The sequence below is a fragment of the Ensifer sp. ENS10 genome (genome assembly GCF_014852025.1).
Classification (GTDB): domain Bacteria; phylum Pseudomonadota; class Alphaproteobacteria; order Rhizobiales; family Rhizobiaceae; genus Ensifer.
On record NZ_JACVAS010000002.1, the window covers coordinates 870,076 to 891,796 of the forward strand.

The following is a 21,721-nucleotide window of genomic DNA, read 5'->3' on the forward strand; positions in this document are numbered from 1 at the left end:
AACGATAAAGGGAACAGCGTCATGAGCAAATGGTACAGAGAAAATGCCCCTATCACCGCCGATCAGCTCTCGGACGAACTGATGCGCCTGAAGCGCGGCTCGGTTACGCGCCGTCATTTCCTCGGCGTCACCGGCCTCGGGCTTGCGACAGCGGTTCTCGCGCGCCAGCCGGGCCTCTTCAACTCCACTGCCTTTGCCGGCGACCTCGGCACGCAGATGTCGATCGCCACCTGGCCGAACTACCATGATCCCGCGACCTTCGAGGCCTTCCAGGCCGCAACCGGCGTTGCCGTCGAGGTCAACGTCTTCGGCTCCAACGAGGAAATGCTCGCCAAGCTCCAGGCCGGCGGCACCGGTTGGGACCTCTTCGTTCCCACCAACTACACGATCTCGACCTATGTGAAGCTCGGGCTCATCGACGAACTCGATCTTTCCAAACTTCCGAACTACGACGCTGCGACCGAGACGGCGCGCTTCACCAACGAAGGCGTCGTCGACGGCAAGACCTATGCGGTGCCGAAGAACTGGGGCACCACCGGCATCGCGCTCAACTCGAACAAGATCAAGACGCCGGTGACGAGCTGGAAGGACTTCTTCGAGATCGCCATGACCGAGGCCGACGGCCGCGCCATGGTCCACGACTACCAGCTCACCACCATCGGCAATGCGCTGGTATCGCTTGGGTTTTCCTTCAACTCGATCAAGCCGGACGAACTCGCCAAGGCCGAGGAACTGCTGATCAAGGTCAAGCCGCATCTCTACGCCATCAACAGCGACTACCAGCCGTCGATGCGCGCGACCGATGCCTGGATGACCATGTGCTGGACCAATGACGGCGCCCAGCTCAACCGCGACATGCCGGAAATCCAGTTCGTGCTCGGCAAGGACGGCGGCGAGATCTGGTCGGATTTCTACGCGATCCCGAAGAGCGCCGCCAACAAGGCCGCCGGCTACGCCCTACTCAACTACCTGATGGCGCCGGAAAACGCCATGAAGGAGCACATCGCCAACGGCGCCCCGACCACCGACAGCCGCGTGCTGAAGCTGCTTCCGGCCGACGTCACCGGCAACAAGATCGTCTATCCGGACGAGGCCTCGCTGACCCCGCTCGAATTCGGCGCCGCCGTGACGCTGACCGACCCCGGCCGCGCAGAGCTGATGGCGCGCTTCAAGTCGGCTTGAACCTGGAAATTGCCCCTCATCCGCCTGCCGGCACCTTCTCCCCGCTTGCGGGGAGAAGGAACAAGCGGCGAGCTCCCTGCCCTCTTGCTTCTGTCGGAAGAGAGGGACCAAGCGAGGGCCACGAGTGTCCTTCGCCCCGAAAGCGGGGAGAAGGTGGCCGGCAGGCCGGATGAGGGGCGCTTACCCACTGTGTGCAGAAGAGGGGCATTTTCCCTCACCGCGCCAAGCAGACCGAAACACGACTGAAACTCGAACGGATGAACTTTATGCCCGCGGCAACGAACACGAAGAGAAACCTGGTGACGGCGGCGCTGGTGGCGCCGGCGGCGGCCTGGCTGATGATCTTCCTCGTGCTGCCATTCATCGCCATGCTGGTCTTCGCTTTCGGCGAACGCGCACCGGAAGGCGGCTATCAGGCGGCCTTCACCTTTGCCCAGTTCGCCAACCTGCCGACACGTGCGGCGGCCTTCTGGAACACGCTCGTTCTCGCGCCGATCGGCGCGCTCGCCTGCCTGCTGATCGCCTATCCGGTCGCCTATTATCTCGCGGTCAAGGCGAACCCGCGCTACCGGCTGATCCTCGTATCGCTGGTGGTCGTACCCTTCTGGACCAGCCTGCTCGTGCGCACCTATGCCTGGATGTACATCCTTGGCTCGCGCGGCATCCCGAACCTTTTGTCGGTGATCGGCATCGAGGACGTGAGGATGCTCAACACGCCCGGGGCCGTGCTGCTCGGCATCGTCTACGGCTACCTGCCGCTAATGATTATGCCGATTTATGTGAGCCTCGAAAAACTCGACCGCCGGCTGCTCGAAGCCTCCGCCGATCTCGGCGCCAAGCCGGTCTCGACCTTCTTCGGCGTCACCCTGCCTTTGTCGCTACCAGGGGTGATGACCGGTGTCGCGCTGGTGACCATCCTGCTTCTTGGCGAATACCTGATCCCGCAGCTCTTGGGCGGCGGCAAAGTGTTCTTCATCGGCAATGCACTGGTCGATCTCTTCCTGCAATCGCGCAACTGGCCCTTCGGCTCGGCGATCGCCGTCACCCTCGTTGCCGTTGTCGTGGTGATCCTGATGGTGGCGATGCGCATTGCCTTCCGCGTTGCCGGCACAAGACAGGTGGATCTCGTCTGATGCGCGCCTTTATCTCTTCCGTCTATCTCTTCCTCTACGCGCCGATCGCGCTCGTCGTCTTGTTCTCCTTCAACGCCGGGCGTAACGCCAGCGAGTTCACCGGGTTTTCGACCGCCTGGTACGGCAAGGCGCTGGGCAACACCTTCCTGGTCTCGGCCTTGCAGAACAGCCTGCTGATCGCCTTCACCAGCGCCACGCTTGCGGCGATCTTCGGCACCATGGCGGCCCTTGGCATGGAGCGGCTGGCGCCGCGCAACCGGGCGATCTTCGATGCGCTCTTTGCAGCGGCAATCGTCGTGCCCGGCGTCGTCATCGGCATCGCGACGCTGGTGGCGTTGGTCGCCGTCTTCTCCTTCATCAATCCGGCGCTCGCCACCATCTGGCCGGGCGATCAGCCGCCGCAGCTCGGCCTCGGCTACGGCTCGATCATCGCCGCCCACGGCCTGTTCTCGATGGCGCTGGTGACGATGATCGTGAAGGCCCGCATCGCCAGCCTCGGCCGCGATATCGTCGAGGCTTCGAGCGACCTTTACGCGACACCGCTCACGACCTTCCGGCTGATCGTGCTGCCGCAGATCCTGCCGTCGATCCTCGCCGGCTTTCTTCTGGCCTTCACCTTCTCCTTCGACGATTTCATCATCGCCTTCTTCGTCGCGGGCTCGAAAACCACGCTACCGATCTACGTCTTCGCCTCGATCCGCCGCGGCGTGACGCCCGAGATCAACGCGATCGCGACGCTGGTGCTTGTCGCCTCGCTGCTTCTGATCCTGACCGCCCGCATCCTGATGCGAGAGAAGAAAACAAAATCCGGGGAGTGAAACCATGATCCTGAAAGACCGGGTCGCGATCGTGACCGGAGCCGGCTCCGGGATCGGTCAGGCGGGTGCTGCCATCATGGCGCGCGAGGGCGCCCATGTCGTCGTCGTCGACCGCAGCCTTGCGGCTGCCAGCACCGCCGTCGCGGCGATCGCCGCCAAGGGCGGCAGCGCCGAGGCGCTGGCGATCGACGTCACCGACGACGCAGCGCTCAGCGATGGTATCGCCGATATCCTCTATCGCCACGGCAGCATCGACATTCTGCACAACCATGCCGGCGCTCAAGTGGCGGGCGATCTCGAAGAGGTCGAGATTTCGGGCTTCGACCGTTCCTGGAACCTCAACGTCCGCGCCCATTTCATGGCCGCACGCCTCGTCATGCCGTCGATGAGGGCGGCCGGCCGCGGCGTCATCGTCAATACCTCGTCCTCCTCAGGCGTGCTCTATGATCGCGAGATGATCGCCTACACCACCACCAAACACGCCGTCATCGCCATGACCAAGCAGATGGCCGGCGACTACGCACGCCACGGCATCCGGGTCAACGCGCTCTGCCCCGGCTGGGTCGACACGCCCTTCAACGAGCCCTTCATCGCCCAGATGGGCGGGCGCGGCGCGATCGAATCCTATATCCGCGAAAAGGTGCCGCTCGGCCGCTGGGCAAGTGTCGACGAGATCGCCGAGTCGATCCTCTTCCTCGTCTCCGACCGCTCCTCCTACATGACCGGCCAGATCCTGGTGGTGGACGGTGGCGAGACGGTGGTGTGAAGATGCTGACGTAGCATCCTCCCGATGTCGCGAGGTGCGGCAATCGCGCGTTCCCCTCATGCAGTTGGGCTTGGAGCGTCTCCTCCCCTCCCTCATTTCTGTGCCTGTCACAGAAATCCAGCCATGGCGCGTCCGCGCCGTGAATGACTCTTTAGAACGCCGGATCGAAGGTGCCTTTCGCACCACCGACGCGCCGCTGCTGGATCCCTGTGACGAGCACAGGGATGAGGTTGGCGACCTTATCAGGCCTCCGGAACCGTCCCCCGGCATGCCCAAGCCACCGCCGCAAAGGACCGGGGACCGTCGGGCTGGCCGGCCTCATAGGCGGCCTTGACCGCCGCATCGACCTTTGCCCGCAGCGCCTGATCCAGCCCGCCGACATATTTGCCCAAGGGTCCCTCGCCCGCCGCGATCGGCTGCCAGAAATCCTCGAACGACTGATAGTCCATCCGGATCATGAGAGAGGTCTGCTCGATCTTTTCAAGGCCATGCGCCGCAAAGCTCTGCATCATTTCGCCCGGCCGCATCATCGGCTGGAAGCAATAGCGGCTGCGTATTTGTTCCGCATTCTCATCGAGCATCGCCGCCGTATCGAGCACCATGCGCATGCCTGGCATGCCGCCAAGATGATCCCAGACCACAGCGGCGACCACGCCGCCCGGCCGCGTGACCCGGCGCATCTCGGCAACCGCCTTTCCCGCCTCCGGAACGAAATGCAGCACCAGCAGCGCCAGCGCCCGGTCGAAAGAAGCATCGGCAAAGGGAAGCGCGCAGGCATCGGCCTGCTGGATCCTGATCCGTGGATCGCTGTTCGCCCGGGTCGCCGCCTCGACGAAGACGGGTGAAAAATCGATCGCGACAATCTCGCTGAGATTTGCGGCATGCGGCAGCGCGAAGGTCAGGCTTCCGGTGCCACAGCCGACGTCCAGCACCCGTTCGCCGTCGGTAATGCCGGCAAAGTCGATGAACAACGGCGCCAGCTGCCTGCTCCACCGCCCCATCAGTTGTTCATAGCCGGCCGCACTCTGCACATTGAAGCTCGACGTCATGATCGCCTCCGGGCAGCAAAGGCGGCATATTAGCGCTTGCATTGCTCAAGCCCAAGCCTCAGAGCCGGACAGGTGGAATCCCGCAAGTCAGCGAGGCAGGCCAGCTGTTGATCGGCCGCAAAGCCAGCGACGATCGTCACATTTTCTGCGCTCTGTCTGAGGCCGGCCATCGCCGCCTCGACCATCGCCCTTGCCTGAGGACCTGGAGCGTTTCCTCTTCTCCCTCATTTCTGTGCTTGTCACAGAAATCCAGCCACAGCGCGTCCGCGCCGTGAATGACGCTCTGCAGTCAGCGAAAATGAAAGCGTCTCTAGCGCCGCCGACGCGGCGCTGCTGGATTCCTGTGACAGGCACAGGAATGAGGTCGGTGAATGTGACGGCCCTGCGCGGGCCTTGCGCCAAGGCCTACACCTTCACATGCCCGATGCCCTTGGCGGCGATCTCCTCGAAGCTCTCGTCGTAGCCGGCATCGGCATAACGGATGACGCCGAGCGCGGTATCGTTGGTGAGCGCATGGTCGAGCCGCTCGTCGGCCTCAGCCGTGCCGTCGGCAACGACGGTCACGCCGCAGCTGGTCATATAGCCGGCATAGCCGCCGCCGCCGGAATGCACGACGACGAGATCGGCCATCGACGAGCAGAGCAGCATGGCGTCGAGCAAGGGCCAATCGGCGATCGCGTCCGATCCGTCCTTCATCCGCTCGGTCATGATGTTCGGGTGCGCCATGGCGCCAGCATCGAGATGGTCGCGCGAGAACGCGATCGGCCCCTTGAGTTCGCCGGACGCCACCAGTTCGTTGACGCGCCGCGCCAGTGCCGTGCGCTCGCCATGGCCGAGCCAGGCGATGCGGGCCGGCAGGCCCTCGAACGGGATATGCTGACGTGCGAGCTTGATCCAGTTGGTGATGATCTTGTTGTCCGGGAACATCTCCAGCAAAAGGTCGTCGATGCGGGCGATGTCGCTCTCCTCGCCTGACAGCGCCATCCAGCGGAACGGCCCGATGGCGCGGGCAAAGAGCGGCCTGAGATAGGCTTCGGTGAAGATCGGAATGTCGAAGGCATTGGCAACGCCGCCCTCGCGGGCCTGGGTGCGGATCAGGTTGCCGTTGTCGAAGACTTCCGAGCCCTTTTTCTGGAAGTCGAGCATCGCCTTGACGTGTTCGACGATCGAGGCACGGCTTGCCGCCATCAATTGCCCCTGGCCGTCATCGCGCAGCGACTTCACCTGGTCGAGGCTCATGCCCTTCGGCACGTAGCCGTAGACGAGATCATGCGCCGAGGTCTGGTCGGTCACCACGTCGGGCACGATGCCGCGCCGTGCGATTTCCGGGTAGATTTCCGCCGCATTGCCGACGAGGCCGACGGAAAGCGCGCGCTTCTCCTTCACAGCCGCGTCGATCATCGCCAGCGCCGCATCGAGATCCGGCGCGATCTCCTGGAGATAGCCGATCTCCCGGCGCTTCTTCGCCCGCTCCGCATCAATGTCAACGCAGAGGATCGCAGCCCCCGCCATGCGGCCGGCGAGCGGCTGCGCCCCGCCCATGCCGCCGAGACCCGCCGTCAGCACGAAACGACCGAAGAGATCGCCGCCGAATCGGCGCTCGGCGATGCGCATGAAAATCTCGTAGGTGCCCTGGATCACCCCCTGGCTGCCGATATATTGCCAGGCGCCGGCCGTCAGCCCGCCCCAGCAGATCAGCCCCTTGCGCTGCAATTCATAGAACACCTCCGCCTTCGCCCATTGGCCGACGATGTTGCAATTGGCCATGATCACCAGCGGCGCCTTGGCATGGGTCTGGAGCAGACCCACGGGTTTGCCCGACTGGATGATCAGCGTCTGGTCCTCGTCCATCTCGGTGAGCGTCTTGACGATGGCGCGATGCGCCGGCCAGTTGCGCGCCGCCTTGCCGAGTGCGGCATAGACGATCAGATTGTCCGGATCCTCGCCGACCGAAAGCACGTTTTCGAGGAGCCGCAACAGCGCCTCCTGCCGCCAGCCCTTGGCGCGCAGCTCCGGCCCGCCGGGGATCGGAAAATTAGGGTGCCGGGGATTGGCCTTGGGCATCGTCTTGTTCCTCTTTGTTGTCTCGCCGACCGGCGACGAACGCCTGTTTCATTTCGCAGGCAGCGATTCACATTCTTTGACCAACTCGTCCCAGTAGAAAATGCTCATCCCTAGAATGGTTTCTCTGAAAGCAGGATCCTTCTTCCACCTCTCTCTATCTGTCGCATCCGCTAAAATAGACAGATAGGCCCGCCAGTTCGCGGCCATGTAAATAAGCCAAACAGGAGCGAAATATAAAAGAACTGAATACAAACTATAATTATATGACTTTATCATGATTCTGATTACATCAATACTAACACTGCCGATAGACAATCTATAATTTAAATACAATATCCATGCATTTATATACATTGATAAAATTGCAAAATAGGGCAAACCAACACCGATAAAAAAATGAACTAAGCTAGCTGATCGCGATCTAAACATAAAGCAATCCTCGCCAAGACATATAACTTGGATGATACTACATTCTCCGTGTCATCACATCACTTCGGCGGCAGCGTCTCCACGAACGCAACCGCCCCATCGAGCAGCCGCCGGCGCAAGGCATCGTCGCCGTAGGCATCCGCGCCTGCGCGCACCCAGCCGTGCATCGCCCGCCCGTTCATCACCATCAGCTCGATATCGGGTAGTGCCAGCGCCCAGCCGTCATTGCCCTTGCCGAGCCGCACCAGCAGCGAGCCCTCGCGTGCGCCAAGGAGCAGGTTGCCATGCAGCAGATAGGCCCAGCCGCCGAACATCGCCTTTTCCGAAAGGCCGGCTCGCTCGCCGAGTTCCTCCCGTATCAGTTCCTCAAGCCCTGCATCACGCGCCATGGCATCGCTCCCGTCAGCTTTCGGAAAGCGCGTAGCGGGCAAGCTCGATGCCCATCGCCTTTTCGACGGATGGATAGACCGTCGGGTCGAGTACGCTGGAAGAAAGCGGGATCACCGTCTTCGGCACATGCAGCACGAAGATCCTCATCCCCACCTGCAATTGCCCGACGCTCAAGGGTTCGCCGTCGGGCGAAAGCGTGGTGATGACGTCGGGGAAGGTCGCGCGCCTTTGGCCTTCCGCAGAGTCAACCGCCATGTATTCGTTCATCACGTGCAGTACCGTCGAGTCAGCGCCCTTCCCCAGCGTCACCGTGCCAATGTCGAAGGCTTCCTTGGTATAGACGACCGATTTGTCGGTGATCGTGCCTTCGGCAAGGATCGCGCCATTGGTCGCTTTGACGATCGCGTCGATGATAGCGCTGCCGCCCTTGGCTTCCGCCGCGATGATCGCCTCACCCAGAGCCAGCGCCAGCGAGATACCTCCGAGCGCCGCATTGGCTTTCACGTAGGACGCCCTCACCGGATTGCGGCAGGATGCGATGAAGCCGCCCGACATGTCCGACGCGGTGCGCAGGACCGGCGAGACCTTGGCGGTGGCGCCGCGCACCACCAGCTCGATATAACGGTTCTCGTCGCGATTTCCGCCGACCGCCGTCTGGATCATCGGTTCGGGTGAACCAGCAAGGCCGATCGAGCCCATGTCGCCGGTCGGATGCGCGCGGATATCGCCGACCGCGTCAACCACCTTGGTGCCGAGGATTGCCGAGGGCAGCCAACCGTTGAGCGTCGAGGACTTGCCGTTCTGGCCGATGATCAGGCCCGAGAGCTTCTCGCCGAGCGCCTCCTGCAACAGTTGCACCGCCTTGACGTAGTCGACGCCGCGCATTTCCCAGGGCGTGGTCGAGGCCGGGGCGCCGATGGCCGCTGCCGTCGCCACCCAATCGTTGGCGTCGAGCTCGTCGATCGACACCAGCTCGGGCTTGCCGATCGAGACCGCGGCGTAGCCAAGCATGCGGCCATGGTCGGCCCAGCCGCCACCGCCGGCGGCATAGACGGAGCCGCCCTTGACCGCCGCCTCGACGTCCTTTTCCTTCAGTATCCGGCCCATCTCACACCTTCTCCTGCAATCGTCTGTCGAGCCTCTTCACCGCATCGAAAAGAACGGCGGCGCCAAGCGCGATGTCGTCGTTTTCGGCCCATTCCTCCGGCGCATGCGAGCGCCCGCCGAGGCAGGGTATGAAGATCATCGCCGAGCGGGTGATGCGCCCCATCCAGGCGGTATCGTGGCCGGCACCGGACGCCATGCGCCGGTGCTTGGCGCCGATTGCGTCGCAGCTTTCTTCCAGCGTCGAGAGCAGCAGCGCATCGCCCGGCGTCGGGTGGTTGTCGGAAATCACATTGGCAGGCGCGATCGTCACGCCCGATGCCTCGGCGAGGCCGTTGCAAAGGGGCCCAAGCGTCGCGAGAAACCGCTCCATCTGCGGCCTGAGCTCGGCACGCGCGTCGATCAACAACCGCACGCGCGACGGCACCACATTCGCCGCATTCGGCTCGATCGCAAATTCGCCGACCGTTGCGGTGAAATGCCCCTCGCCTTGCGAGAGTTCCATCGCCAGCCGCTCGATCTCCAGCACGAGCCGCGAGGCTGCGACCAGCGCGTCGCGCCGATGCCCCATCGGCGTCGTGCCGGCGTGATCCGCCTGCCCCTCGACGATGATCTCGATGCGAGTGATGCCGGAAATGGCGGTCACGACGCCGACATCGAGCCGCCCGGTTTCGAGCACCGGCCCCTGCTCGATGTGCAGTTCCAGAAATGCCCTGATGTCGGAGCGCTTGGAACCCGAAAGCCGCGACGGATCACCGCCGACCTCGACGATACCCTGCCGCAGACTGAGTTCGCCCTGGGTACGGCTCAGCCAGCCATCAGGCAGCACGCCCGCCATGCCGCGGCTGCCGACGCAGGAAACGCCGAAGATCGACACTTCCTCCGCGAGAAAATCGACGATCTCCAGATCATGGTCGAGCTCGATGCCGTTGTCGGCCAGGGCCCGCGCCACTTCGAGCGCGGCCGCAACGCCGGCGATACCGTCGAAGCGGCCGCCGTCCGGCACCGTGTCGGAATGGGAGCCGAGCATGATGGTGCCGAGCGCCGACTTGCGCCCCTTGCGCCGGCCGATCAGATTTCCGGCGGCGTCGATCCGGGTTTCGAGCCCGGCGGCACGGAAGCGCCGGTCGAGGAAGGCGCGGCCCTCGAGAAACAGCGGCGTGAAAGCGCGGCGTGTGTAGGGCCGGTCGAGCTCGGTGATGCCGGCCAAACCGTTCACGATGCCGGCGATCCGGCCGGCATTGACAGGCAGATTGGCCGGGACCTTGTTGTGGGCGGTCTTGCTCATCACGCCTCCTGCAGCGCCAACGTGGCCAGCGGCCGGACGAATTGCCCAACACCGGGCTCGGCCAGCACCTCGCGACCATCGAAGGCGAGCCTGCCGCGCAGATACGTGGCAGATACCCGCCAGGGTAGCCTGATACCGTTATAGGGCGACCAGCCGACAACGTTGTGACCGCTTGCCGCTGCGTCATAGACATAGGGCTCAGGCGTCATGACGATGATATCGGCGTCCTTGCCGGATTCGAGCGCGCCCTTCTGGTGGTCCAGACGAAAATGCCGCGCCGGGTTCAGCGTCATCAGTTCGGCTGCTCGCGTCAACGGAATGCCCCGTTCGAGCGCGCCTTTGACGAAGAGCGGCACCATGACTTCCAGCCCCGGCACGCCGGAGGCATTGGCCAGCATGTCCGGATTGGTCTTGCGGTCCTCCGACCAGCTCACATGATCGGTCGAGACCATCGTCACCGTACCATCGGCCACATGCCGCCAGAGTTTCTCGACCTCGGCGCGCGGGCGGATCGGCGGATTGATCTTCGCCTTGCCGCCGAGGCGCCGGACGTCGTTTTCCTCGTCGAGCGTCAGATAGTGGATGCAGCACTCGATCGTCGCCGCATGTCCTTGCGCGCGGTAGGCGGCGGCAATCTCGTAGCCACGGCCGAGCGAGCAGTGCACCACATGCGCGGGGCAGCCCGTGGCAGCGCCGGTCTCATAAATCTGGTTGGTGGCAAGCAGTTCCGTCAGCGGCGGGCGCGACAGCCCGTGGGCGCGGTAGTCGGTGATGCCCGCCGCCTTGACCTTATCGATCGCGGCGCGCACCGCCTCGTCGTCCTCGTTGTGGACGCCGGCGGCAAGCCCGGTTGGCGCGATCGCGCGGAAGCAATCTTCAAGGAGCGCCGCCGGAATGCGCGGAAAGCGCTTGGGATCGGTGCCGAAGGTCGAGAACTTGAAGGCGGCGACACCCGCCTCCACCATTTCGCCGATGCGTGCCGGCCCCTCCTCTGGGTCGACGGTGCCATAAAGCGCGAAGTCGACACGCGCCTGCGGACCGGCATGGTCGATCTTGCGGCGAAGGGCTTCAGCCGAGCAGACGAGATTGCCCTCGTCATAGGGCATGTCGACGATGGTGGTGACGCCGCCGGCAGCCGCCGAACGCGTCGACCAGATGAAATCCTCCTGGTTCTTCTGCGACAGCGAATGCACCTGCGCATCCACGGCGCCGGGCAGGATCAGCGCATTCCCGAGATCATGCCGCTCGCGTGCCGCCGGTGCCGCTCCCTGGCCGACATGCACCACCTTGCCGTCGCGAACCGCCACGTGCCCGCCCTCGACGATCCGGTGAGGGAGAACAACGGTGCCTTTCAGAACGAGATCGAAATCGGACATGCTGTACTCCCGATGGGTCAGGTGTGGGTCACTTGCCGAGCGCGAAGAAGTCGTCGAACTCCGGCATCGGTGCGGTGGCGACGAAGGAGCGCAGCAGATCGTGGCAGGTGAAGGCATCCTGCAGCGCCTCGATCTCCTTCGAGAGCGGCCGGTCCTTGAGATACATAGGGCTGACGGAACGGGTCTGGTCGTAGGCGCGCTTGACGACGCCCTGCGGCTGGTCACCGACGAGATCGATCGCCTGCGACGACAGCATCGCCTCGATGGCGGCAAGCTGGCGCAGGTCCCGCACCTGCGTTTCCATGCGCTCGACGATCAGCGGCAGGAAGGTCGCTTCTTCTTCGAGACCGCCGGCAACGACGATCGATTGCGCCGAGAGCGGCACGGCCAGCGACTGCACCCGCATGTAAAGTTCGACGGCGAGCTTCATCAGCGGGCCGAGCCCGGTCGCCACCTCTCCCGGCGCGACAAGATTGACCGAGAGATTGCGACGTCCGCCGTTCGACAGAAGGATGCAGCGGTTCAACACGTTGCGTGCCGCATGCGAAAAGGCGATCTGTGCCGCTTCGATATAAAGCGTCGTCGTCAACGGCAGCGACGCACCGGAGGAATGCACCTGGCCGCCGAGCACCACCGGGTTGTCGTCGGAGAGATAGGTCGCCTCCACCAGCCGCCCGGCGGCAACCATCAGTGTATCGACGACGGCGCCGAACACCTGGGCGGTCATGCGCAGGCTGAGCGGATCGTGGATGGCCGTCGGCACCGGCCAGTCTGCAACACCGGATTGACCGTAGAGCCAGGAGCCGACCAGCGCCTCGCCGCGGGTCGAGAGCGTTGCCGCCACCCGCCACGGATCGGCCGACGCGCCAAGCGCTAAGGATGACATAACGCCGGTGACGAGCAGCACGCGGATCGCGGCCGCCGCCTCGCGCAGCACGTTGGCCGCCGCGGCGAAGGAAATGGCATTGACGCTGAGCGCCGCCAGCGCGTCGCGCGGCTGCATGACGAATGGCTTCAGGCCCGCTTCGGCAAGCGCCGTCTCGGCCGAAACGAGGCGCCCTTGATAGTAGGCCTCGCCGACGCCTGTCAGCACCGAGGCGATCTGCCCCATCAGGCCGATATCGGCGCAGCCCATCGAGCCGTGCCGGCGCACGGCCGGAATGATGTCGGACGCAAGAAGGGACAGAAACGCCCGGATCAGATCCGGGCTGCAGCCGGTGTGGCCGCGCATGGCGGTGTTGACGCGGATGGCGATCGCCATGCGCACGATCGCCGGCGCGAAGAACTCGCCGGTGCCGAAATGGTGGGCTCTGACCAGCGAATTGTTGAATTCAGCCAGATCGTCGGCCGTCCAGAGACGGTCCTTCATCGAGCCGACGCCGGTGTTGGAACCATAGACGGGAAGCCCCATCGCGACACGCTCGGCAACCACCTTGTGGGCCGCGGCCACCCGCTCCATGCCGCCGTCATCGGCCACCGGCCGAACCCTTCCCGCCCCGATGTCCTCGAGCGTCGCGAAGTCCAGCGGTTTCCCGCAGAGAACGATGGATTTGACCTGATGCAGCATGCCGATGGATACCTTCCCGCGCAGGAGCCGCTTCGGTTTCGAAACGGTGCGCGGATGCTCTGATGTCTCGCAACCGCCGCTCGCAAGGCCTTGGTTGCTTTGTGCATGCTATGCGCTTATCGCCCGCTCGTGCTATATCCCAAATCTGGAACGGGCAATGCGTAATCATGGACATGCCATCGGCGCATGGTACCGCTCGTCTGGCAGAAGGATCGCCGAATGGACTTAGCAACGATCGTGATCGTCGATACGGTGCTCCGCGAAGGCGGCATCCGCCGCGCCGCCACGCTCAGCGGACGCGCCCCCTCAAGTGTCAGCGCCGCCATCAAGCGCTTTGAACAGGCGATCTCCATGTCGCTGTTCCGGCGAGAAGAAACCGCACTCGTCCTGACGCTCGAAGCGCGCGCCCGCACAACTGAAATCAGGGAGGCAACGACCAAGATTGCTGCCATCATGGAGGCGGCAGGCAAGGAGGCGATCGATCCCACGCCGCCGATCGGCCTCGTCGCGCTCGACCGCTTCGTCCGGATCGCCCGCTCCGGCAGCATCCGCGCCACCGCCAAGGCGCTCGGCCTCGGCCAGCCGCAGCTGACACGGCAGATGGCCGACCTTGAACGCCATCTCGGCAGCCGCCTGTTCGAGCGCTCTCATGGCGGTGTCCTCGGCACGGCAACCGCAGAGCGGATCATTCCATTTGTCGACGCCCTGCTCGACATCTGGGCGCGGCTGACACACGCATCCGCCGATCGCTTCCGCCGCGACGCCGCCACCTGGCGCCTGGGCGCCGTCATGCCACTCGGTCCTGAAAGCGAGATCGCCCGCATGCTGGCAGCGCTGACGGCGAACTGGCAACGTACCCGCCCGCGCCAGCCGCTATACATATCCAGCACCACGGCGGATGAACTTTTGGCTGGCCTTAGAAGCAGGCGGTTCGACGCCGCCCTTCTCGATGTCGCCGAGATCCCCTTGGATTGCGACGGCAGGCTGGTGTCGCAGATGCCACTGGCGCTGGCAGGCCCCGCCTCCGTCCTTTCCGCGTTCGCAGGCGACCTGCCAAGGCTGCTCGCCGCCTGCCCGATCGCAGTGCCAAGCGTCAGGAGCGGATTGCGCCGCGAGACCGCCCGCTTCCTCGACGACACGCTTGATGAGACCGAGCGTCGCCGCATCGCCCTCGTCGAAGTCGATTCCATTCCTGTTATCATCAACCTCGTCGCTCAGCACGGCTACCTCTCGGTGCTGCCGGAATCCTCGCTCGCAAGGATGCACCGGCCTCCGGCGATGATCCGGCTTGGCCCTGCTTACCGGCAATCCCTAACGCTTGTCTGGCCGCGCGGCGCTTTCGCCGGCGAGATCGGCGAACTGATGATTTCGATGATGAAGGCGAGCCCACGGGCCTGATGGCAACGGTGCCGCCGGCGGAATCAAACTTTGATCCCCTGCGGCCAACCGCCTGAAACGACTCGGAAAACTTCCTTCTGAATCAACACATGAAGTGGGTGTTCAAGTCTTGAGCTTCAGTCGTCGCCGGGTCTCGCTCGGGCTCTCGCGATAATGCGCCCGGTAGCTTCGCGAGAAGGACGACGACGAGTTGAAGCCGGAGATCGCCGCGATGTCGGCAAATTCCAGACGTGTCTCGATCACCTTGCGCCGCGCCGCATTGAGGCGAAGCGCAAGGTAATGCTCGTGCGGCGCGACGCCCATCGTGTCGCGAAAGAGATCCTGCAGGTGGCGCGTGCTGACACCGATGCGGCGGGCAAGCCGCGCCAGCGTCAACGGCGCTTCCACGGTTTCCTCCATCAGCTTGACGGCGGCGCCGACGCGCGGATCGAGGATGCGCATGTTGCCGATCGCCGGCATCTGCAGGAGGTCGCCGCGGGTGCGCTCCTGCTCGTAGATGAAGAGGCGCGACACTTCGAGCGCCAGCGAGTAGCCGTGCGCACGGCGGATCAGTTCCAGCATCAGATCGAGCGTCGGTAGCGAGCCGCCGGTCGTGATGCGCTTGCCGTCGATGACGAAGCGCTCGCGAACCATGATCACCTGCGGATAGGTGGTGGTGAAATCCTCGAAATCCTCCCAGTGGGTGGTCGCCTTGAAATTGTCGAGCAGGCTGGTTTCGGCAAGCAGCCATGAGCCGGATTCGATGCCCGCCATCATCTCGCGGTGCCGTGCGGTCTGCGAAAGCAGCATCTTCAGTTGCGAGGTGGCGCTACGCTGCCAGTTGTAGCTCGACAGGATGAAGAGCGGCGACGTTTCACGCTGCGGCCGGAAGATGCCCGAGACGGGGATGGGTATGCCGCTCTTCGTCTCGATCGGTTCTCCATCCGGGCTGTAGATCGTCCAGTCGTAGAGCGGCCGCCCGGCGATGCGGTTGGCCGCACGCATCGGCTCGATCACCGAGGCAACGAGGATCAGATTGGTCTCCGGCAGCACCAGGATATCGACGTGCTGCACCTGCGAAACGTTCTGATCCATATCTAAACTTCTCCGCGCCATCGCCGATAATGTATAGGATGAAGCCGATTATGAAAAGCAGCGCGCCCTTTCTTGGCTCGTAATGGGGTCAATAAAAGGGAGACAGCAATGCCGCTCAGCATGAACCGCGAGGTATTCATCACCTGTGCCGTCACCGGCTCGGGAGACACCGTTTCGAAGTCCAGCCATGTTCCGATCACGCCGAAACAGATCGCCGAAGCGGCGGTCGAGGCGGCAAAGGCCGGGGCCGCCGTGATCCACTGCCATGTTCGCGATCCGGAAACCGGCGCGCCCTCCCGCAGGCTCGATCTCTACCGGGAAGTGACCGACCGCATCCGCTCCGCCGATATCGATATCGTGTTGAACCTGACGGCCGGCATGGGCGGCGACCTGGTATTCGGCAATGTCGAGAGCCCCTTGCCCGTCAATGAGAAGGGCACCGACATGGCCGGCGCCACCGAGCGCGTCGCCCACGTGGCCGAATGTCTGCCGGAAATCTGCACGCTCGACTGTGGCACCATGAACTTCTCGCTCGGCGACTACGTCATGACCAACACGCCGTCGATGCTGCGCGAAATGGCGCGGCAGATGACGGCACTTGGCGTCCGCCCCGAGATCGAGGCCTTCGACACCGGCCATCTCTGGTTCGCCAAGCAACTCGCCGAGGAAGGTCTGATCGAGGATCCGGTGCTGATCCAGCTCTGCATGGGCATTCCGTGGGGTGCGCCTGACGACCTCAACACCTTCATGGCGATGGTCAACAACGTGCCTGATAACTGGACCTTCTCGGCTTTCTCCATCGGCCGCAACGCGCTTGCCTACCCGGCAGCGGCGGTCCTTGCCGGCGGCAACGTCCGCGTCGGCCTCGAAGACAACCTTTATATCGGCAAGGGCCAGCTCGCCACCAACGGCCAGCTCGTCGAAAAGGCGGTCGGCGTCATCGAAGGCATGGGCGCCAAGATCATCGGGCCGAAGGAAGTCCGCGAGAAACTGAAGCTGACGAAGCGCTGAGCAAGGGCAGAACACCATGAGCTTTATCACCAAAGCAGCCTGTGTCGGCGGCGGCGTCATCGGCGGCGCCTGGGTGGCGCGCTTCGCGCTCGCCGGCATCGACGTGAAGATTTTCGACCCGCATCCGGAAGCCGAGCGCATCATCGGCGAAGTCATGGCTAATGCCGAGCGCGCCTACGCCATGCTGACCATGGCGCCGCTTCCGCCGAAGGGAAAACTCACCTTCTGCAAGAGCATCGAGGAAGCAGTCGAAGGCGCTGACTGGATTCAGGAAAGCGTGCCGGAACGGCTGGAACTGAAGCGCGGCGTTATCACCAAGATCGATGCGGCCGCAAAGGCCGATGCGCTGATCGGCTCGTCCACCTCGGGTCTTTTGCCCTCCGATCTACAAGCCGAGATGCACCATCCCGAGCGCATGTTCGTGGCGCACCCCTATAACCCGGTCTACCTGCTGCCGCTCGTCGAACTGGTCGGCGGCAAGAAGACGTCGAAGGCGACGATCGAGCGCGCCATGTTGGGCGTCGAGCAGATCGGCATGAAGGGCGTCGTCATCGCCAAGGAGATCGAGGCTTTCGTCGGCGACCGCCTGCTCGAGGCGCTCTGGCGCGAGGCGCTCTGGCTGATCCAGGATGACATCTGCGATACCGAAACGCTCGACAACGTCATGCGCTATTCCTTCGGCATGCGCTGGGCGCAGATGGGCCTGTTCGAGACCTATCGCATCGCCGGCGGCGAAGCCGGCATGCGCCACTTCCTCGCCCAGTTCGGTCCCTGCCTGAAATGGCCCTGGACGAAGTTCACCGACGTCGTCGATCTCGACGATGCGCTCGTCGAAAAGATCGGCGCCCAGTCGGACGCGCAGGCCGCCGGCCGCTCGATCCGCGAGCTGGAGCGCATCCGCGACGAAAACCTCGTCGGCATCATGCACGCGCTGAAATCCGGCAACGGCGGCGAAGGCTGGGGTGCGGGCAAGCTGCTTGCCGATTTCGAGGCCAAGCTCTGGGCCAATGCCAAGAAGCCGGAAGCCGACCTCGGCGACGTCAAGCCGCTGCGCATCGTCGACACCAAGGTGAGCGCCGCCTGGGTCGACTACAACGGCCACATGACCGAGCACCGCTATCTCCAGGTCTTCGGCGACACCACCGACGGCCTGCTGCGCCTGATCGGCGTCGATCTCGACTATGTGCGCGACGGCCACAGCTACTACACGGTCGAGACCCACATCCGGAACCTCGGCGAGGCCAAGCTCGGCGACGCGCTCTATTCGACCTGCCAGGTGCTGTCCTCCGACGAGAAGCGCCTGCACATCTTCTCGACGATCTACAACGCCGAGACCAATGAAGCAGTGGCGACCGCCGAGCAGATGGCGCTCCATGTCGACAGCAAGGCCGGTAAGTCCGTGCCGGCACCGGAACACGTATTGAGCAAGCTTGCCGCCATTTCCGAAGCACATGCGCAGCTGCCGGCACCGGAAGGTGTGGGCCGCTTCGTCGGCCAGAAGCGCGCCTGACCGCAACAGCGGCAGGACATCAACAGGCGACTTCGCCCTCAGGCGGAGCCGCAAACCGCAGCCAAGGCTCGCTTGAGGAGGTGGGCCGAGGCTCCGGGACGGACGTCAGCGGCGCGAAAACGAGGGGAACAACACAATGAATTTCGCACTGACCGAAGAACAGCAGATGATCGTCGATACGGTCAGGAGCTTCGTCGAAACGGAAATCTATCCGCATGAGGACGAGGTCGAGCGCACCGGCGTGGTGCCGCGCGAGCTTGGCCAGGAGATCGCCCGCAAGTGCAAGGAAATCGGTTTCTTCGGCTGCAATTTCCCTGAAGAAGTCGGCGGCGCCGGCCTCGACCACACCTCCTTCACGCTGGTCGAGCGCGAGCTTGGCCGCGGCTCCATGGGCCTCACCGTCTTCTTCGGCCGCCCCTCGGGTATCTTGATGGCCTGCAATGCCGAGCAGCGCGAAAAATACCTGCTGCCGGCGGTCAAGGGCGACAAGTTCGACGCGCTTGCCATGACCGAGCCGGACGCCGGCTCCGACGTGCGCGGCATGAAGTGTTTTGCCCGCAAGGATGGCGACGACTGGATCGTCAATGGCACCAAGCACTTCATCAGCCATGCCGACATCGCCGATTTCGTCATCGTCTTCATCGCCACCGGCGAAGAGGACACGCCGCGCGGCCCGAAGAAGAAGATCACCTGTTTCCTCGTCGACCGCGGCACGCCCGGCTTCGAGATCCGCAAGGGCTACAATTCCGTGTCGCATCGCGGCTACAACAACTGCATCCTGACCTTCGACGATTGCCGCCTGCCCTCCGCCCAGATCCTCGGCGAAGTGCACAAGGGCTTCGACGTCGCCAACGACTGGCTGTTTGCCACCCGGCTGACGGTGGCTGCGACCTCGGTCGGCCGAGCGCGCCGCGCCTTCGACTATGCGCTGAATTACGCCGCCGAACGCAAGCAGTTCGGCAAGCCGATCGGCGCCAACCAGGGCGTCTCCTTCAAGCTCGCCGACATGATCACCGAGATCGACGCCGCCGACCTCCTGACGCTGTCTGCCGCCTGGCGGCTCGATAATGGCCTGCCGTCGAACCGCGAGATCGCGTCGGCCAAGGTGTTCGCCACCGAGATGCTCGCCCGCGTCACCGATGAGGCGATCCAGATCTTCGGCGGCATGGGCCTGATGGACGATCTGCCGCTCGCCCGCTTCTGGCGCGACGCCCGCGTCGAGCGCATCTGGGACGGCACGTCCGAAATCCAGCGCCACATCATCAGCCGCGACCTGCTCCGGCCGCTGGGAGCGTGACGGGATGACGGCCACCCTCTCTCCCTCCCTCATCCCTGTGCTTGTCACAGGAATCCAGCAGCGGCACGTCCGTGCCGCCCATGACCAAAGCAACAAGCGCATGCGCTTCGAGATGGAAAGAGTTCCTATCGGCTTGCCGACGCAAGCCGGCTGGATTCCTGTGATAAGCACAGGAATGAGGGAGAGCAAGACGGCATGACCGACGCCCCCCGCTCCCTCGACCGCCTGATCCGTCCGCGCACCATCGCCGTCTTCGGCGGCAAGGAAGCCCGGCGTGTCATCGAACAATGCGACAAGATGGGGTTTTCCGGCGAGATCTGGCCGGTGCATCCGCGCGAGGACCAGATCCTCGGCCGCAAGTGCTACCGCTCGGTGGCGGAACTGCCAGGCGCACCGGATGCCTCCTTCGTCGGCGTCAACCGGCAGCTGACGATCGATATCATCCGCGATCTCGCGCGCCGCGGCGCCGGTGGTGCCGTCTGCTACGCCTCGGGCTTTCGCGAGGCGGCAAGCGAGCTTGACGACGGCAACGACATGCAGGAGGCGCTGGTGGCGGCTGCCGGCGACATGCCGATCGTCGGGCCGAATTGCTACGGCTTCATCAACATGCTCGACGGCGCCCTGCTCTGGCCGGACCAGCATGGAATGCAGCGCGTCGAAAAGGGCGTCGCCATCCTGACGCAATCCTCCAACATCACCTGCAACATCTCGATGCAGACGCGCGGCCTGCCGCTCGCCTATGTCATGACCGCCGGTAACCAGGCGCAGACGGGCTTGTCCGACATCGCCTGCGCCGTGCTCGAAGACCCGCGCGTCACCGCCGTCGGCCTGCATATCGAAGGCTTCGACAGCGTGGCAGCCCTCGAACGGCTGGCGACGCGGGCGCGCGAACTCGGCAAGCCGGTCGTGACGCTGAAGGTCGGCAAATCGGAGGCGGCGCAGCTTGCGACCGTCTCACACACCGCTTCACTTGCCGGCAACGACCGCGTCTCCTCGGCTCTGCTTGCCCGCCTCGGCATCGGCCGCGTCGATACGCTGCCAGCGCTTCTCGAAACGCTGAAGCTCCTGCATGTGGCCGGCCCGCTCGACAGCAACGACATCTCCTCGATGAGCTGTTCCGGCGGCGAGGCCTCGCTGATGGCGGACGCCGGCGAGCGCTACCGGGTGAACTACCGGGCACTGCGTGAAGAGCAGAAGAAGCCGCTCAAGGATGCGCTCGGCGAGATGGTGACGATCGCCAACCCGCTCGACTACCACACCTTCGTCTGGGGCAACCGCGAGAAGCAGACCACCGCGTTTACCGCCATGATGAAGGGCGGCTATGCGATCAATCTCCTCGTGCTCGATTTCCCGCGGCTTGACCGCTGCGACGCGACCGACTGGGAGACGACCTGCCACGCGGTGATCGACGCGGCACGGGCGACCGGCGCCCGCGCCGGCATCGTCGCGAGCCTTGGCGAGAACATGCCGGAGGCGACGGCGCTCTTCCTGATGAAGGCGGGTGTCGTCCCCTTCTTCGGCATCGAGGAGGCGCTGGCCGCGATCGAGACGGCCGCCGACATCGGCGCCGCCTGGATGAAACCGGTCCCGCCCCGCCTGCTCGACGGCAGCGGCAGCGCCGCTGGCGAGGCGATCACGCTCAGCGAACATGAGGCGAAGGTGGAGCTTGCCGCTTCGGGCCTCAAGGTGCCTGAAGGCAGAACGGCGGCGACCGCCGAAGAGGCCGCAAACGCTGCCGAGGCCCTCGGTTTCCCCGTCGTGCTCAAGGGTCTGGGCGTCGCCCACAAGACCGAAGCGGGCGCCGTGAAGCTCAACCTTGCAAACCGCGATGACGTTTATGCGGCAGCAAAGGCAATGGCCGCCGTCGCCTCGGGTTACCTGGTCGAGAAGATGGTGGCAAAACCCGTCGCCGAACTGATCATCGGCGCCATGCGCGACCCCGTGGCAGGTCCGGTACTGACGATCGGCGCCGGCGGCATCCTGGTGGAACTGCTCGACGATTCCGCCATCCTGACGCTGCCGACGACACCGGAAGCGATAAACGAGGCAATCGCCGGCCTGAAGATCCGTAAGCTCATCGATGGCTATCGCGGCGGCCCGGCAGGCGATTTCGCGGCATTGGTCGAGGCTGTCGCCGCAGCGGCATCCTATGTCGTTTCAAACGCCTCGAAGCTCGAAGAACTCGATATCAATCCTTTGATGGTGTTGCCGAACGGCCAGGGTGCCGTTGCCGCCGACGCCCTCATCCGCCGAAGGAACTGACCC

The 21,721-nt window shown here is 64.2% G+C and carries 17 protein-coding genes; 9 read left to right on the top strand and 8 right to left on the bottom strand.

Features of this window, described 5'->3' with window-relative positions; genetic code table 11:
* The first annotated feature begins 21 nt into the window (after positions 1–21).
* From IB265_RS11185 to IB265_RS11200, 4 genes are all read left to right on the top strand, one after another.
* Entirely contained in the window at positions 22–1,182 is a 1,161-nt protein-coding gene (locus tag IB265_RS11185) for a spermidine/putrescine ABC transporter substrate-binding protein (protein ID WP_057253339.1), read from the top strand.
* Positions 1,183–1,448: 266 nt separating this feature from the next.
* Positions 1,449–2,315, top strand: coding sequence for an ABC transporter permease (locus IB265_RS11190; protein WP_057254366.1), 867 nt, complete (start codon positions 1,449–1,451; stop codon positions 2,313–2,315).
* Positions 2,315–3,133 carry an ABC transporter permease gene (locus IB265_RS11195; protein ID WP_057253338.1) on the top strand — a complete coding sequence of 273 codons (819 nt, stop codon included), beginning with the start codon at positions 2,315–2,317 and terminating at the stop codon, positions 3,131–3,133. The genes IB265_RS11190 and IB265_RS11195 overlap by 1 nt, the downstream gene beginning before the upstream one ends.
* Positions 3,134–3,137: 4 nt before the next feature.
* Positions 3,138–3,899 carry an SDR family NAD(P)-dependent oxidoreductase gene (locus IB265_RS11200; protein WP_057253336.1) on the top strand — a complete coding sequence of 254 codons (762 nt, stop codon included), beginning with the start codon at positions 3,138–3,140 and terminating at the stop codon, positions 3,897–3,899.
* A 242-nt stretch (positions 3,900–4,141) separates the two neighbouring features.
* On the opposite strand, the gene IB265_RS11205 is transcribed toward IB265_RS11200, so the two are convergent.
* The 7 genes from IB265_RS11205 to IB265_RS11235 form a co-directional block, all read right to left on the bottom strand.
* Positions 4,142–4,948 (bottom strand): class I SAM-dependent methyltransferase, encoded by an 807-nt coding sequence (locus tag IB265_RS11205; RefSeq protein WP_057253334.1) that lies wholly within the window; start codon positions 4,946–4,948, stop codon positions 4,142–4,144.
* Between the two features lie 405 nt (positions 4,949–5,353).
* Positions 5,354–7,012 (bottom strand): urocanate hydratase, encoded by a 1,659-nt coding sequence (locus IB265_RS11210; RefSeq protein WP_192494785.1) that lies wholly within the window; start codon positions 7,010–7,012, stop codon positions 5,354–5,356.
* 488 nt (positions 7,013–7,500) lie between these two features.
* Positions 7,501–7,830, bottom strand: a complete 330-nt coding sequence (locus tag IB265_RS11215; protein WP_057253330.1) for a TfoX/Sxy family protein — start codon at positions 7,828–7,830, stop codon at positions 7,501–7,503.
* Between the two features lie 13 nt (positions 7,831–7,843).
* Positions 7,844–8,938 carry a DUF917 domain-containing protein gene (locus IB265_RS11220; RefSeq protein ID WP_057253328.1) on the bottom strand — a complete coding sequence of 365 codons (1,095 nt, stop codon included), beginning with the start codon at positions 8,936–8,938 and terminating at the stop codon, positions 7,844–7,846.
* 1 nt (position 8,939) lies between these two features.
* Entirely contained in the window at positions 8,940–10,223 is a 1,284-nt protein-coding gene (locus IB265_RS11225; RefSeq protein ID WP_057253326.1) for a Zn-dependent hydrolase, read from the bottom strand.
* Positions 10,223–11,599: a dihydroorotase family protein gene (locus tag IB265_RS11230; RefSeq protein ID WP_057253324.1), complete on the bottom strand. Its 1,377-nt coding sequence runs from the start codon at positions 11,597–11,599 to the stop codon at positions 10,223–10,225. Before IB265_RS11230 ends, IB265_RS11225 begins: the two co-directional genes overlap by 1 nt.
* Before the next feature lie 28 nt (positions 11,600–11,627).
* Positions 11,628–13,166: an aromatic amino acid lyase gene (locus IB265_RS11235; RefSeq protein ID WP_057253323.1), complete on the bottom strand. Its 1,539-nt coding sequence runs from the start codon at positions 13,164–13,166 to the stop codon at positions 11,628–11,630.
* A gap of 219 nt (positions 13,167–13,385) precedes the next feature.
* Here IB265_RS11235 and IB265_RS11240 point away from each other — a divergent pair, with 219 nt between their 5' ends.
* Complete coding sequence (locus tag IB265_RS11240; protein ID WP_162261319.1) at positions 13,386–14,564, top strand: LysR family transcriptional regulator; 1,179 nt, start codon at positions 13,386–13,388, stop codon at positions 14,562–14,564.
* Between the two features lie 102 nt (positions 14,565–14,666).
* Here the strand turns inward: IB265_RS11240 and IB265_RS11245 are convergent, their stop codons facing one another.
* Positions 14,667–15,638 carry a GlxA family transcriptional regulator gene (locus IB265_RS11245; RefSeq protein ID WP_057253319.1) on the bottom strand — a complete coding sequence of 324 codons (972 nt, stop codon included), beginning with the start codon at positions 15,636–15,638 and terminating at the stop codon, positions 14,667–14,669.
* A 108-nt stretch (positions 15,639–15,746) separates the two neighbouring features.
* Between IB265_RS11245 and IB265_RS11250 the strand changes: the two genes are divergently transcribed.
* From IB265_RS11250 to IB265_RS11265, 4 genes are all read left to right on the top strand, one after another.
* Positions 15,747–16,649 carry a 3-keto-5-aminohexanoate cleavage protein gene (locus tag IB265_RS11250; RefSeq protein WP_058321823.1) on the top strand — a complete coding sequence of 301 codons (903 nt, stop codon included), beginning with the start codon at positions 15,747–15,749 and terminating at the stop codon, positions 16,647–16,649.
* 16 nt (positions 16,650–16,665) lie between these two features.
* A complete protein-coding gene (locus IB265_RS11255; protein WP_057253315.1) occupies positions 16,666–18,159 on the top strand; it encodes a carnitine 3-dehydrogenase in 1,494 nt (497 codons plus the stop codon).
* A gap of 136 nt (positions 18,160–18,295) precedes the next feature.
* Positions 18,296–19,456, top strand: coding sequence for an acyl-CoA dehydrogenase family protein (locus tag IB265_RS11260; protein ID WP_057253313.1), 1,161 nt, complete (start codon positions 18,296–18,298; stop codon positions 19,454–19,456).
* A gap of 195 nt (positions 19,457–19,651) precedes the next feature.
* Positions 19,652–21,718 (top strand): acetate--CoA ligase family protein, encoded by a 2,067-nt coding sequence (locus tag IB265_RS11265; protein ID WP_057253309.1) that lies wholly within the window; start codon positions 19,652–19,654, stop codon positions 21,716–21,718.
* Positions 21,719–21,721: the final 3 nt, after the last annotated feature.